The organism is Stenotrophomonas sp. AS012628 (genome assembly GCF_010608305.1).
Lineage (GTDB): Bacteria > Pseudomonadota > Gammaproteobacteria > Xanthomonadales > Xanthomonadaceae > Stenotrophomonas > Stenotrophomonas geniculata.
In genome coordinates this window covers 42,466-56,042 of sequence record NZ_VMBJ01000004.1, presented here as the reverse complement: position 1 = coordinate 56,042, position 13,577 = coordinate 42,466, and the positions used below count along the sequence as shown (strand labels likewise).

Genomic DNA, 13,577 nt, shown 5'->3' with positions numbered 1-13,577 from the left:
TCGGGGGACGACGATTAAAACATATGCACATTACGCACCTTTCGGTGTCTGAACTCATGTGTGTTCTGGTGGCATTAAAGTGCGCGAAGCCATTGCGCCACATGAGTTTAAGGGCATGTGCCAGCACACACATTCAAAAGGGTATCAATTATTTGTGAATCCCCTGATTTAGATACGAAAACCCCTCTTGACAAACATGTGTTTTCTGTTTCTCTGAATTGAACGGGGTAATTGGGGATTTCTGTGTCGAAAATAAAAAATGTGTTGTTCGATGATGTTGAAGTAACTCGTTATGAGGCGTTGGCGAAGCGGCGGGGGATTACGTTTTCAGAATTGGTCCGGCGTTCTTTGATGGACGTGGGGGCAACAGAGGAGTTGCGTCATGAGATAACGAAACTCAAATCCGAAATGATGGATTTGCAACGTGACTTCAAAGTCAGCATTGCGCAGTCGCGCTTGGAGTTGATTGCCGACAGCCGCAGCAATCGTGAGCAATTCAAAACCGTTCTTGATGAAGTCATTGAGATGCTTGTTAGGCACAACTCAGAAGAGATTGACAAGTACCGCAAGGACACTAAGGACGCAATGAAGGCGCTCGTGCAAGCCATTCCACAGCAAATCAAAAGTGTGCTGGGAGGCACAGTCGAATTGCACCGCCCTGGGTCGGGCGCGCCGCAGAACCGCCGAGTCGATCCCGATACGGGTGAAATGATATTTGGCGGCGGATAAAAACAGTTGTATCCACTATCAATCGTTTGAGGAGAGTCAATTATGAAAAAGATTACACACATGGTTTTGGTTGCGGCGCTTTTAGCCACGACTGGCGTGCATGCGCAACAAGCTGCTCAAGAAAGCGAACAGCGAACGCAGAAGGCAGGAAAGATTGGTTGCGCTGTCGGCGGAGTCCTGGGCGGCGTCTTGGGTACGAAGTTGTTCAAAGACGACAAGGCACTCGGCGGTATTGGCGGTGCAGCTGCAGGTTGCGGTGCCGGTAATTTCTTTGGAAAGAAATGGAGTAAGGCAAGACAGTTGCAGGAGTTCAAGAGCGCGCAACAGGAAATCGCCGACGCGGGATTGCGGTCGGCTGTTGTGGAGCAAGACGGAGTGGACGACAAGGGGCAGGCAACGAAGGAGCTCGGTTCCATGGTTGTGGCCTATAACCCTACGGACATGACGGCCATCAGTGACAAGACGGCATCGGTGTTCGACAAGATTGCCAAGATATCGAGCGGCGCAAAAAACCAGCTGACATTCACGTTTACGGGCAAACAAGCCTGTGAGGTTCCGTTTATTGAACTGGGCAAGCGCAACGCGTTCACAGGGAAAGGAGTTCAGCACATCGTCAACGTGCGCTGTGGCAGCGGTGAATCCCAGTTCGTCATTTCCCCAATTGCACAGTTGGACTGATCGGTAGGGTGGGCAACCACCCTGTCTTCTACATATAGGAGCAAGCAGATATGAGTGATGAAAGCAAACACGAGCGGGCTGCGCGAATAGCGGAACTCAAGCGCTTGAAGCAAAGCGGTGAATTGAAATTTAAAACCGAAGTCGAACCCGTTGTTTTGGATGGCGAGGTTGAAAAGACGGTGCAGGCAATCCATGCGGTCACGGACGTGGCCAAACAATCGGCTGTTAAGGTCGGTGCTCAATTGATGGGTGCGGTAGGGAAAGGAAAAAAAGCGCTTGTCGAAAAGTTGCAGGTGGGGCAGCAGGGCTCAGTACACACCAAGAACAATGTTGGAGCGGAGATCGAGCGAACTGCGTCAGTGGAAGAAGATTTCCATGACGTGTCGGACGTTGTATCAATCAACACGCCCGACCCTAGCCCGCTGCACGAGATTGGTAACGATAAGGGCCCAGCCTCAATCAAACGAAAGACCCCACGTATAACGATTGTGCTTGCCATCCTGGCTGCTATCGGCATTGGGTGCGGTGTGTACCTAAAAGTGTTTGGCACCAAAGGTGTCGCGGGAGCGAGCCCCACGGCGCTGCCTGCGGTCGCACCCGTCGATCCCTTTGCCGTTGCCAGTGAGTCGCTCGGTGATTCAACTGAAGAGATTGTGGATCAAGACGTGCCAACGGTGACGAATATTGAGCCAACCCAAGATCAGGTTGATGCCAATTCGCAATCCAATGCCGATAGCAACGACAGTCCAAAGAAAGTGGTCCAAGAGTCCCAGTCAATTCGTTCTGCTCATCCACAAGACACTGAAAGCACAGCTGCGCCCCGAACCCGTCAGCAAGAAAAGCCAAAAGCGCGCTCGCAGAAGAGCCTGGCTGATGATTGGCAGAAACGCGCAAGCGATGACCTGGATAAGTGGGCGGAACAATTTTGATGGTGTTGACAAATTGCTGGTTTCGGATTGTATGAAGTCATGATTAAGAAGGAGGTTGTATGGGAGTACTAAATAAAGTGCGTGGCGAATTGCTCATCATGTACAAGAACCCGCGAAAGCTGAAATTGTCGTCGCGACTGTATGGGTTCTACGGTCGGCATTTAATAAAGTCGCCGATCCCGCAGATGATGATGACCCACAGAAAGGTTGTTGAGCAGTACTACTACGACAAGACAGACCGGGGAACCGATCAAGATATTGCGTTGGATGGGAGGCAAGCATGGATGAGCAGTTCACTTGCGGCCCAGCAGCTGCGGGACGTGGAGGCCAAACATGTGGCCTGGTCATCGTTCCTGAATGGTGTGGTGCTTTGTTCAATTTTGATGGTGTTGACCTGGTTGTTTATGCCGACGGTCGAGCAGCGCCTGATCGCGTCGTTTGAGGCGCAACAGAACGCCGAGACGGCGAAGAAGATTTCTTCCATTGAGCAATCCGATTACAGCGCCGAGGAGAAGTTGGCGAGGATTGAGGATTTGAAGGCCGCGCGCGACAGCAAAGTGCTTGCATTCAAGCAGAAGGTTGAAGCCCAGAGTTCGCAAGAAAAAATAAAAGGAGGTGAATGATGCTCTATTTTTTACAAGACGTTGTATCGCGATTGTTGGGCGGCAAGTCTGGTTCGTACATCAATACGGAAATTTCTAAAGAGGCGCAGCGCCGCTATGAGCGCTTGGCGAATGAGGTTTCACAGCAAATCCCTTCGCGCAAGTTGTACAACACAGAGGGGCTTGAAGAGGTTCTTGTCAACTGGGACGCGGAGTACGACGAAGACAAAGATCTGTGGACCATGCCTGCGTACATCTCCGACGAAGCCATACGCAATGATCGTTCATTGCGGGACAAGTGGGCGCTGTTCTGGCCGACCGCAACGGAAGACCTTGATGAGTCTGGATCCATCAATGGCCGGGAGACATTAGACGGCAAGTCGTGGGAGCACTTTGTTCACCCGGATGACCTGGGACAGGGTTCCGACTCCACAGCAACACCTATTGCTTACGCAATGGTCCCTGTAATGGCTTGCGCAACCGTCTTGCTCATGCAATTCAACGCTTGGCTTGGTGTCATCCCAGCTCTGTTTGCTTGGATCAACATCGTCGCACTCTACCACTCCGAAAATGGGACGGAGGCGGTGAAGGCCGGGGCCATGTACGTGGTGACGTTGATCGTTGGTCTTTTATACAGCGGGACCAGCGGTGTATTGGGAATGCTGATTTCAGCGCTGAGCACTCAAGAGATCATGGGGCTGGCTAGGAAGATGCCGATCATTGGAGAAACAGGATTGCTTGCCTTGCCACTGCTCGGTGCGGTGGTGGGCGGTGTGCTTGCATGGATGTGGCAAGGCATTGCGGGCAACTCGGCCAGCGTCATGGGGGGAGCGCTCACCAAAGTTCGGAAGGGGATGATCGTGGGCGTCATCGCTGTTGTGTTGATGTCGTTGTTGATGCTGTTCCCCGGTGTGATGAAAGTGGTCGTTGTGGCGTCCGTGTTCTGTTTATATCCCTTGATCTATGCGTACCGAAACTATGTACAGCGGACGTGGATGCTGCAAAAAAATGCCGCTGAGGTCGCTGGCGTGGTCAATGAATCAAAGCGCCGAGAAATTCGTGAGAAAAAAGAAGGGCAGCAGTTGCGCGCCATCGAAGACGACACCTGGAAGTTCACGATTGGAACATCCACCGGGACGGTTCGCACCCAGCGGGGATATCCGTTTGGGCCGCCGTCGGATCTTCCCGTGTGGCTGTCCATGAATGATATGAGCATGCACATGTTGACCATTGGCGACACCGGACAGGGGAAGACGACCGTCAGTGCGCGGCCCCGTTGTCAAGAGATGATCAAAGCGCGCAAAGCTGGGGTCAAAATGGGGATGCTGGTGTTGTGCGGAAAAGGGGCATTGGCTTCTGAGGTGCGCAATGGCTTGGATTGGTGCGTAAGACCGGGTATCAAGCTTGCGTATTTTGAGGGGTTGACACCCGATGAGGTGTTGGACGCTTTAATGTCCTTGGATCCAAAAGCAGAACCGGACTTCTGGACGCAATCCGCAGCCGATTTTTTGAAGGCAGCGCTCATCATTTTAAGCGCGCTGATTGAGAACGAGAAGTTCAACATCAATAACGCTGCCGAGCAGATTACGCGGATATCAAAGGAAAACGCGTACATCCTAACCGCAAAGCGGCAGTTGGTGAAAACCTTGGGCGCGGCCTGGAACGAAGGTCTTCCAGAGGTCTTGGAATTAAACGAGCGGCAGAGAGACTTATCGCGTCAAATGGTTGCGTTCCGAACTGTCATTGAAACAGGACGGACATACTTCTGGACACCACAGAGCCTTGAGGACATGCGCCACCAATTGGCGAAGGTCAAGCGCCGCGCCGATGGAAACAACGAATTGGATCTGCCCGCTAAAAAGATACTGGCGCACTTGGGCTATCGGGTTCCTGGCTTCACTAAGGAGCGCACAGTGGAGCGCGTGCATCCCCGCTTGGCTGTCGCTGGGTCCGCGCTGGCAAACGCAACCGCGTTCTTTGTTGACCAATGGGTGAAGCAGCCCGAGGAAACCGCAGGATCGATCCTGGGCAACGTCAACACCTGGATGAACCAACTTATCTCGACGGAGGATTTCAGCGATGGAACCGACGAGGGCCGTTGGTCCATGACCGAGCATGGAATGGATATCACCGAAGTCTTCCGTGGAAAATTTGTAGGTGTGGATTTGAAGACCGACAAATATCCATCGGCACGGATTGTGATGTTGCTGCTGATGAAGCGTATTCACAAATACGCGAAAGCTCGCGCGGACGTGGACTGGCGTTCGGTGGAAGGCGAGACGGACATGCTTTACATGATGGATGAATGCCACTTCTTAATGACCGACGAAATCGCCGAAATGGCGTCCATCTTCCGCAGTCTCGGTGTCAGTTTGTACTTCTTGACGCAAGATATTGAGTCGTTCATGCAGCGGTACAACCACAACAAAGACAAGGCAATGATGTTGTTGAACAAGTTTGCCAACTTCATGGCTTTGAAGTGCTCTCCCGCCAGTTATGAGTTCTTGGCACGGAAAATAGGTCAAAGCCTTGTCATCGACAGCAACAAGTTCCAGTTGGGAATTGATTACGATCAAGCGCTAATGGACTACAGCCGGGCGACGGTCAACATCGAAGATCACCCAAATCGTGCGCTGCTGCAAAAAATGAAGGACAACGGGTTTGGAAAAATCATCACCGAGTCGGATCGTAGGTCCGCTTTGCGCAACAACAATTGGGGCGTGAATAAGGCCAATGACGCTTTAGCTGGAAGTGACCTGGACAGTATTGCCGGTTCCGCACAATCCTATGTGGTTGCTGCCACGTCTCCCGGCTACACCTACGGGGATATTTTCAACCAAGCGCGGATCAACGAAGCATTGGAGGGGACAAGCGGACGCAAAGCGTTCGTCATTCTCCAACGCGCTGGCGCACCACGGGTTGACGTGATACGGACGTACGCCGTGAAGCCCCAGGATATCCTCTCGTTACACGACGACGAAACAACTATTGAACAACAGGAGGTGACACATGAGTAATTACAAAATAGACGAATTATTGAACACAGGATCAGCACCCGCTACATCTAAGGCCGCGCCATCGGAAGTCATCTTGCCCGAGCCGGATGACGCGTACCGCGACAAGATGCGCGGGAGCGCAGAGCCCGAGGCCAAGCAATGGGTGGAAAAGGACAAAGAAGTGCTAAGCCTTGATCGACGCCTACAGCAGTACGACGAAGAGTTGCGCCGTCGCGAGTCGGGATCAGGACTGGCAAAGCGTGAAGCCGAGTACGAAGAACAGTTGGTATTGCGCGAGATGTTCATGAAAGATCACGACAAGCCACTGTTGGTCGGACGCGGTGAGTGGAAGAAGCAAATGGAAGTGTATGACAACAACGTCAGTGAAGCGCACAAGGCTTTGCTTGAGTACAGCGACAAGTGCACCCCCAAAGAGATCGCGGTCTTACAGGAACAGCGCGAGGCGAAGTATCAGCAATTGATCGAGGCCACCAACGAGCGCCGACAACTGGGAAAGTTGCCCAGCGAGGAGTCAGAGATCAACAAAGCTACATCCGAGCGCAGCCAAAAGATGGGCTTGAGCGACGATTCATTTGACATCCTTGCGAACCTTAGGAAGAAGCGTGCCGGTGATTTCTCGAAAGGAATTGATGAAAACGGTGATCAGATGTCCGCCATGGTTTGGGCGGCGCGGACTCTGGCCGGTGATGATCCGGAATTAAAGGAGCTTGCAGAGGTGCAACGCAACTTGCAGCGGGAGTTGGGACGAATGCCAAAGGAGCGTGAAGTGGATCAAGCTCTTATGGCGACAAGAAACCCAGTGCATTCAAGCGCTGAATCTGAAAGTGATACGCAGGTGCGCAAACGTGTCCAATAACCAAATAGAAAAGGCTGCTGCGGCGGCCTTTTTTTTGGCTTGACAAAAATGGAATGTCAATTGTAATGGAATGATCGCCATATTCCACAAGGAGGAATAATGATCAAATGTATTGCATTGATATGTGTTGTGCTAGGTTTGTCCGCGTGTGCGACGGTTGGAGAACAGCCTCAAGGATGGCGGAAAAACGCTGTTCAGCTCAAAAAAGTTGATCCGGAATTGCGCACGCGACTTAAAGTCGTATACGACGTTTTGGAATTAAATGGTTACGACGTGCGGCCTATGGAGGGATACCGCTCGCTGGAGCGCCAGGATCAACTTCTAAGCAGCAACAGTGGGGTCACCAAAGTGGGCGCTGGGCGTTCCTGCCACAACTATGGCTTGGCTGTGGACAGTGTGGTGCACATTGACGGTAAGCCCAGTTGGGATATGAGCGACCGCCACGTGCGGCAGGGCTACATGCTGTATGGCCGATTGTCAGAAATGGTGGGGCTTCGCTGGGGTGGAAGCTGGAGAGGGTTCCAGGACTACCCTCATGTCGAATTGAAGGCATCGTGTGCCGCCAGCATTCGCGCACGGCGATCAATTCAGTCAGAAAAAGCGACTATCGATCCGTACGTTGCTTTAGCAGCGTATTTGCCGAAGCCGGAAACCATATGGGAGCGGAATATGTTCGCAGTCATACAGATGTGCCCAATACACCAACAACAGGAGGTCTATGCAGGTATACAACCACTGGTTTGGCCAAGTTCCTAACACAGTCGCCCCAACTGTTCCGGTTCGCTATTGGAATACGGCGGTACCGGCTGCGGCGGCGGTGTGGCTGTTCGTCTATGTCCTTGTCTCACTGATAGGGAATGTGTTCGTTCCCAGCGGCCAGTCTGTCTACTACGAAGTGGTCGAGTCAATGCGGGCGGGCGTGGATCTGCTCACGCTCGGCAGCGTATTCCCTGATGCGGCCCGCTCGTTTCAGGAGGTGGCCGCGCGCAGCGTTGTTGAGGTTACGCGGTATGTTTCGACCTGGTTGCTGAGCTGCGTGGCAGCGGTGGCCGTCGCAACCGTCGCTCTCAAGCCAAGAGCCAATACATGGGCCTTGAAAGGCTCGGTGGTGCGCGAAGGAGATGATGCTATTCGGTACGCCCGCATCGTCAGTAAGACGACGTGCAAAGACAGCGTAAGCCGGACGCTTCACCCCGATCTGATGTTGCCGGACGAAGAGTGGTGCAGACATATCCTCATTTTCGGCAAAGTTGGGGCTGGAAAGACAGAAATTCTCAAGCATGTCATACGTCAAATGTTGTATCGGGACGAAAAGCTGTTCTGCTACGACGTGAAAGGGGATTTTACGGCGTATGACGATTTTTGCGCCGACGAGCTCACACCTAAAGGACAACAGCGGCGGGTTGTAAAAAGACCAATCATTGTCAGTCCTTATGACCTGCGCTCCTATGTCTGGGATATTGGGTGCGACTGTTACACCGTTGCTCAGGTGGAGGTGATTGTTGCGTCGTTTATTCCCGAAGAATCCGGTGGCAACAACGCGTTCTTTACAACGGCGGCGCGCATGGTTTTCTCCGCCGCTATCCGGACCCTGATCGCCAAGCACGGCAAAGGGTGGGGCTGGGTGGAGTTGCGGGATCAGAAAAACAAGACCGCTGAGGAAATGGCGGGGGATATATTTGAAAACTACAAAGCAGCCTACGCTTTGGTTGAGAACGCGGAAAGCCAGACCACTGCGTCCATCATTTCTACCGTCAAGGCGTACACGCAGTACATAGACATTCTTGCCCAGGCGTGGCCGAGCGTCGGAAAGCGGCGCTATTCGGTGACTGAGTGGGCAAGCGATGACTACACCGGTCGCAACGCTGTGATCGTCCAGGGCGGAGGGATCGACGGACTAACAGCGGCGTACATTTCTGCGATGGTGAACGTTGCGGTTCAGGAGATCATCTCTCCGAAGCTTAAAGACAATAAATTCCTGCCGCCGCACAAGAGACGGCACATCAACTTTGTTTTTGACGAGCTGACGACAGCGGGACGGTTGAACATTTTTCCTCTCGTGGCGCTGGGCCGCAGTAAAGGCGTGTCGTTCATCGCAGCGGTACAGTCCCTGAAGATGTTGTCGAAGTGGTATCCGCCTGATGAGGCTGAGACCTTGCCCACTATCGTGGGCACACACGTCGTGTGCCAAATGCAAGCGAACAAAGAGCGCAAGGACGTTGCCGACCTGTTCTCAACCAACCTCATGGCAAGCAAAGACCATAGCGCCACATCGAACGTGCACACGGAAGGGAAGGCGGTGATGCACGAAGAACGGTTGACGCGCGATATTGGGCCCGTGTCGTTGAAGAAGGGCTATCGAATCAAAGCCATCGTTCGCCTTGCTAACGCAGATCCAATGATACTCACCTGGCCTGGTAAGCCGCTCCCCGACAAGCGCGATGGGCAAGTGCCTGCGCGTTGGATGCTTGAAGCGGCAGCAAAGAGTGTTGATTGCGGCATGGAGATGGTGCAGAAAACACCCGAGGATAACCAAAGGAAACACGTGTTGGGTTTGTCGTCCGAGGAAATCGATCAGCTGTTTCGCTAGATCTTGACTTAAATGCAATATTTGCTTTTATGGAAATTGGCGATTTGTATTTCAAGGGGTGCTAATGAATAAGTCAAATGTGGTGATGCGGGAGGCGGTCGAATTGGGGCGGAAGGATTTCTTTGATATGTCCATTAGAAATGGTGCTGATCCCGATTTCATTTATGAGGACGGTTTGACGGCGCTGCACATCGCTGTGGAAAAAGGTGATGTCAATATGGTTCGCAGTTTGTTCGCGCGCGGGTGCGAACTCTCACCGCTGAACGACGATGGCGAAACTCCATTGCACATTGCGGCGCGCCACACTGATCCACAGCACATGCAGATCTCGAAATTCTTGGTTGATCAAGGTGTGGACCCGAACATGAGCAATGCATTCGGGCAAACGGCTATAGATATTGGTCTGTCCGCTCAGTTGATCAAGGCGGTGGACGATGGCAAAGAAAATGTGGCTATGAAGTATTTGAGTGATGGGGTTCAATGGAATGGAGACGTTCCATTGTGGTCAAAAGCGTTGGAGCAGGGGATGGACAACCTGGCGTACCGCTATGGTTCGGACGAACCGGCGAACGGTGAGTTCTTTATTCATGCTGCGGCGCGCCTGGGAAAACACGAGTTGGTTGGGTTGTTGCTGCATCAGGCATCGGAATTGGATGAGAACAAACGCACGCCCTTGCACTACGCGTCGGATGCGGAGATGGCCCAGCTTTTGATTTCAGCGGGTTGTGATCCCAACAGTGTGGACGCTCATGGCAACACTCCCTTGCATGTTGCCAAAGACAAAGAGGTGGCCCGCGTGCTGGTGGAGTCGGGGTGTGACATCAACACTGTCAATCTCGATGGGGCGGTCGCGCGTAATACAAGTGATGGGGCCTCGCAGTTGTGGCGCGATGAGATACAAATGAAAATCGTTGCGCGGCATTTTGAGAGCGCACGAGCCAGCAACGCCGCCCAGGCAAAGCCCAGCGACAACAGTGATGTGGCGGAATTCTTGAATGAGTACATGCCGGTCCCCGAAGAAGCTGTGCGAAAAGAGGCAACGCCCGAAAATTGGTTGGACGACGACGCTGATTTGTTCGCAGATGATCCCGAGCCACAGTCCGATAGAAACCAGGAGGAGACGGAGCTTGAGCGGTTGGTCGCCAAGCACGTGGAAAACCGTGAGCACACAGCGGCGCTGGTGGATACGCTGACATTAAATTATCGGTACCGGTCCACGGAAGAGCTTGAGTATCTGCACGAGCGTATTGCAGAGTGCGAGTGGGAGAATGAGATGCTGCTTGAGTCCATTCGACAACATCAGGGAGAGAGCGACAGCAGCGTCGAATCTGAGGTTGAAATCCACCAGCGCAAAGCCCGGAGCCGCTAATGCTCACAATTCAACGGCTGAATTCGCGCGGTCAGAATAAAGCGGGTGTGGATGTAGTGGACTACCTGATTGCCACGGAGAGCATTCATTACTACCACGATGGTGTATCGATCCAGGGAGCCCCAACCATGCGTTGGTGCGGGCAACTTGCCCATGAGCTTGGGTTGAGTGACAAGCCTGTCGAGAAGGACGACATGATGGCGTTGGCTCAAGGGTTTGCGCCCGATGGAACGCCGTTGTGTCAGAACGCGGGGCAGGTGGGTTCCATTGAGGTCAAGCGCAACCGCCAAGGCCAGCCGATCATGCGCGACGATGGCACAGAGATGACTATTGAGCGTGGCGGTCACAGAGTGGGCTTTGATATGACACTGACGCTGCCAAAATCCGTCGGCATCTTCTACGCAATGGCCGACGACAAAGCTCGCCAGACCATTCAAGAGTTGATGATGGAAAGCGCCGCAGTCATATCAAAGTTCGCGGAAGGGAAGATTGAGACGCGACGTGGGAAGGGAGGGAAGGATGTGATCGGTGTTGAAGGGACGGTTGTGTCACACCACTTCCATGAAGCTACCAGAAATCTGGAACCCCACCCACATGTGCATATGCTTTTTTACAACTTGTGCAAAGGGGTTGATGGTGAGTACTCAACCTACGACAGCAACGAGCTGTTTCGCTGGCGGCACGCTATGGGCGTGTTGGGAGAGAACCACTTCGCAAGCCGGTTCAAGGAAATTTTCAATGTGTCCATCCATCAAGAAGAGATTGTGGACGTCAATAACAAGCGCACAGGAAAGAGATACTGGGAAATTGAGGGGTTGCACGACCGTGATCTCATTGAGGCCCTTTCCTCGCGCCACCTGGAGATCCGGGAGCTGAAAGCGCAGGGGCTCAGCGATAAGGATGCATGGTCCAAATCGCGCAAGCACAAAGATGAGCCCTCGCACGCCGAGCTTGTTGAGCACTTCAAGGGATTGATCGAGGAGCTATCGCACGCACACGACATTCCGAGCATCGAAGAGTTGACCAAGCGCAAAGATGACGTGGTGAAGGCGCGTACGGAGGCGGAACTGTGGTCATTCCTGCACCAAGAACAATCTGTTATCGACCAGCAAACACTTTTGAAGCACATCGGCCTTGAGGGCTTGGGAGTTCTTTCATCGGATGAAATGCTCGCAATGTGGGAGAACATGAAGGCAAGCCAGCACGCCATTGAAATTGATCCAATGGCTGTTCACGAGCAGGACAAGGGAGCAAAGCTCTCCAAGGTGCACACGGAGAAACGGTACGCGGCGCGATGGATGTTGGACACAGAGTTGCGTTTTGTCGAAAGTGCCAAGCAGCGCCTGGAAGAGACGTGGTTGCAAGTGGATAAGGCCACGGCTGATGACATCATTGAGCGGGTGGCGCAGCGTAAGGGCTTTAAGCCCTCTGATGAGCAATACCGGGCTATCCAGCACGCTTGCGTGGAGAGCGCAGGCATCGCGGTGGTTCCAGGTTTTGCGGGGACCGGTAAGACAGCAACCGGCGACTTCATCAAGAACATCTTTGAAGCTGAAGGACGCACGATGATTGGATGTGCGGTGGGCAACAAGGCGGCTAAAAAGCTGCAAAACGAGTCGGGCATAGTCAGCCGTTCGGTCACCAAAACACTGGCGATGATCGAGAAAGGTGAGTTGGTGTTGGACAGGAACACAGTGGTGGTGCTCGATGAGAGCGGCATGATCAACATCCATCAGTCAAAAGCCCTAACCGATGCGTGCAAGGCCAGCGGCGCAAAGCTACTCGTGCAAGGCGACACACGACAGCTTCAACCGGTTGGCGCTGGCATGGGCATGTCGTTGTTGGAAGATGTGCTTCCCAGTTCAGAGCTCACGGAAATTCGCAGACAAAAGGACGCTGAGGCCCGTCGTATAGCCATGATGTTCTACGACGCGGAGACCGGCAAGCGCACGCGAAAGAACGACGTGATGAGCCGCGATGAGGTCGTTTCTAAGTCCCGCAAAATTTTTGACGCGCTTGACCGCATGGGGTGCATCGAGGAGTACAGCAACAGATCCGATGGTTTGCTGCTGCTGGCGCGGGACTACATGAGCAAGAATGTCCCGGACAACGAATTTCTCATTCTTGCGCACACCCACGCCGACCTCAAAGACTGCAATGACACCATCCGTGAGGCCCGCAAGCAGGCGGGTTTGGTGTCGGGTTTGGGAGCGTCATTCAAGGCCAAGGGCGCGGAGGGGTTTGTCGATATCACCCTGGCGAAGGGCGACCCCATCTCCTTCACGACAGCAGACAGCGTGATGAATGTGATCAACGGCACTGAGGCTGTTGTTCATTCCGTCGTCGCAAACACCCGCAAGGGAGGATATGACATCACGGTGCGCATGGACGAAGATCAAAGAGAATTGACCTTCAACACGTATGAGTGGAAAGCGGTCAAGCTCAACTACGCCCGAACGGTGCACGACAGTCAAGGGCAAGGAAAAAGCCAAATCCGCTTGTGGGGAAACCCCGGCATGGTGGATGTGTCCTCGTTTGGGGTCGCTTACACACGCATGACGGAGGGGTCTTTCAAGGTCTACCTGGACGCCGAGGACGCGGACTTCATTCGGGACAACAACGCGCGCGAACGCTTCACAGAGAACATTTTGCAAGCAGGCGTGCGCGATCAAAGTGTGGCGCAGCGTTACAAGAATATGCTCAAGAGCAGTGATCCCCTGTTCTCGCCAGACGAGTTGCAAGACATTGCGGGACAAAGCTCAGAACAGGAGGTTGCGGTCCGTCGGACACGCAGCCACCAGCGATAG

The 13,577-nt window shown here is 53.3% G+C and carries 10 protein-coding genes; all 10 read left to right on the top strand.

Translation table 11 applies throughout. The features are described from left to right. Positions 1-261: 261 nt before the first annotated feature. The 10 genes from G5A07_RS03420 (at position 262) to mobF (ending at position 13,577) form a co-directional block, all read left to right on the top strand. A complete protein-coding gene (locus G5A07_RS03420) occupies positions 262-729 on the top strand; it encodes a hypothetical protein (RefSeq protein ID WP_191862743.1) in 468 nt (155 codons plus the stop codon). A 42-nt stretch (positions 730-771) separates the two neighbouring features. Beyond that, positions 772-1,407: a glycine zipper 2TM domain-containing protein gene (locus G5A07_RS03415; protein ID WP_191862742.1), complete on the top strand. Its 636-nt coding sequence runs from the start codon at positions 772-774 to the stop codon at positions 1,405-1,407. A gap of 50 nt (positions 1,408-1,457) precedes the next feature. Continuing rightward, the gene (locus G5A07_RS03410; protein ID WP_191862740.1) at positions 1,458-2,336 is read left to right on the top strand and encodes a hypothetical protein; all 879 of its coding nucleotides are present in this window, start codon (positions 1,458-1,460) and stop codon (positions 2,334-2,336) included. Positions 2,337-2,434: 98 nt separating this feature from the next. After that, entirely contained in the window at positions 2,435-2,959 is a 525-nt protein-coding gene (locus tag G5A07_RS03405; protein WP_191862738.1) for a hypothetical protein, read from the top strand. Beyond that, positions 2,956-5,955: a TraM recognition domain-containing protein gene (locus tag G5A07_RS03400; protein WP_223107573.1), complete on the top strand. Its 3,000-nt coding sequence runs from the start codon at positions 2,956-2,958 to the stop codon at positions 5,953-5,955. Before G5A07_RS03405 ends, G5A07_RS03400 begins: the two co-directional genes overlap by 4 nt. After that, positions 5,948-6,811 carry a hypothetical protein gene (locus G5A07_RS03395; RefSeq protein WP_191862734.1) on the top strand — a complete coding sequence of 288 codons (864 nt, stop codon included), beginning with the start codon at positions 5,948-5,950 and terminating at the stop codon, positions 6,809-6,811. The genes G5A07_RS03400 and G5A07_RS03395 overlap by 8 nt, the downstream gene beginning before the upstream one ends. A 99-nt stretch (positions 6,812-6,910) precedes the next feature. Continuing rightward, positions 6,911-7,567, top strand: coding sequence for a M15 family metallopeptidase (locus G5A07_RS03390; protein WP_191862732.1), 657 nt, complete (start codon positions 6,911-6,913; stop codon positions 7,565-7,567). Next, on the top strand, positions 7,530-9,401 hold the full coding sequence (locus G5A07_RS03385) for a type IV secretion system DNA-binding domain-containing protein (protein WP_191862730.1): 1,872 nt from the start codon (positions 7,530-7,532) through the stop codon (positions 9,399-9,401). Before G5A07_RS03390 ends, G5A07_RS03385 begins: the two co-directional genes overlap by 38 nt. Positions 9,402-9,465: 64 nt before the next feature. Continuing rightward, a complete protein-coding gene (locus G5A07_RS03380) occupies positions 9,466-10,770 on the top strand; it encodes an ankyrin repeat domain-containing protein (protein WP_191862728.1) in 1,305 nt (434 codons plus the stop codon). Then, positions 10,770-13,577, top strand: a complete 2,808-nt coding sequence (mobF, locus tag G5A07_RS03375) for a MobF family relaxase (protein WP_191862727.1) — start codon at positions 10,770-10,772, stop codon at positions 13,575-13,577. The genes G5A07_RS03380 and mobF overlap by 1 nt, the downstream gene beginning before the upstream one ends.